The organism is Vibrio sp. MMG023 (assembly GCF_021654215.1).
In the GTDB taxonomy this organism is placed as follows: domain Bacteria; phylum Pseudomonadota; class Gammaproteobacteria; order Enterobacterales; family Vibrionaceae; genus Vibrio; species Vibrio jasicida.
This window is the reverse complement of the sequence record NZ_JAKFZP010000027.1, coordinates 1-1,456: the sequence shown is the minus strand read 5'-3', so window position 1 is coordinate 1,456 and position 1,456 is coordinate 1. Positions and strand designations below refer to the sequence as shown.

Genomic DNA, 1,456 nt, shown 5'->3' with positions numbered 1-1,456 from the left:
ATCGTATAAGGAGGTGATCCAGCGCCAGGTTCCCCTAGCGCTACCTTGTTACGACTTCACCCCAGTCATGAACCACAAAGTGGTAAGCGTCCTCCCGAAGGTTAAACTACCTACTTCTTTTGCAGCCCACTCCCATGGTGTGACGGGCGGTGTGTACAAGGCCCGGGAACGTATTCACCGTGGCATTCTGATCCACGATTACTAGCGATTCCGACTTCATGGAGTCGAGTTGCAGACTCCAATCCGGACTACGACGCACTTTTTGGGATTCGCTCACTATCGCTAGCTTGCTGCCCTCTGTATGCGCCATTGTAGCACGTGTGTAGCCCTACTCGTAAGGGCCATGATGACTTGACGTCGTCCCCACCTTCCTCCGGTTTATCACCGGCAGTCTCCCTGGAGTTCCCGACATTACTCGCTGGCAAACAAGGATAAGGGTTGCGCTCGTTGCGGGACTTAACCCAACATTTCACAACACGAGCTGACGACAGCCATGCAGCACCTGTCTCAGAGTTCCCGAAGGCACCAATTCATCTCTGAAAAGTTCTCTGGATGTCAAGAGTAGGTAAGGTTCTTCGCGTTGCATCGAATTAAACCACATGCTCCACCGCTTGTGCGGGCCCCCGTCAATTCATTTGAGTTTTAATCTTGCGACCGTACTCCCCAGGCGGTCTACTTAACGCGTTAGCTCCGAAAGCCACGGCTCAAGGCCACAACCTCCAAGTAGACATCGTTTACGGCGTGGACTACCAGGGTATCTAATCCTGTTTGCTCCCCACGCTTTCGCATCTGAGTGTCAGTATCTGTCCAGGGGGCCGCCTTCGCCACCGGTATTCCTTCAGATCTCTACGCATTTCACCGCTACACCTGAAATTCTACCCCCCTCTACAGTACTCTAGTCTGCCAGTTTCAAATGCTATTCCGAGGTTGAGCCCCGGGCTTTCACATCTGACTTAACAAACCACCTGCATGCGCTTTACGCCCAGTAATTCCGATTAACGCTCGCACCCTCCGTATTACCGCGGCTGCTGGCACGGAGTTAGCCGGTGCTTCTTCTGTCGCTAACGTCAAATGATAGTGCTATTAACACTACCACCTTCCTCACGACTGAAAGTGCTTTACAACCCGAAGGCCTTCTTCACACACGCGGCATGGCTGCATCAGGCTTGCGCCCATTGTGCAATATTCCCCACTGCTGCCTCCCGTAGGAGTCTGGACCGTGTCTCAGTTCCAGTGTGGCTGATCATCCTCTCAGACCAGCTAGGGATCGTCGCCTTGGTGAGCCATTACCTCACCAACTAGCTAATCCCACCTAGGCATATCCTGACGCGAGAGGCCCGAAGGTCCCCCTCTTTGGCCCGTAGGCATTATGCGGTATTAGCCATCGTTTCCAATGGTTATCCCCCACATCAGGGCAATTTCCTAGGCATTACTCACCCGTCCGCCGCTCGACGCC

The 1,456-nt window shown here is 53.6% G+C and carries 1 rRNA gene; it reads right to left on the bottom strand.

From position 1 onward, the window contains the following. Nucleotides 1–6 precede the first annotated feature (6 nt). Nucleotides 7–1,456: ribosomal RNA gene (locus L1076_RS26810) — 16S ribosomal RNA — on the bottom strand; the annotation flags it as partial.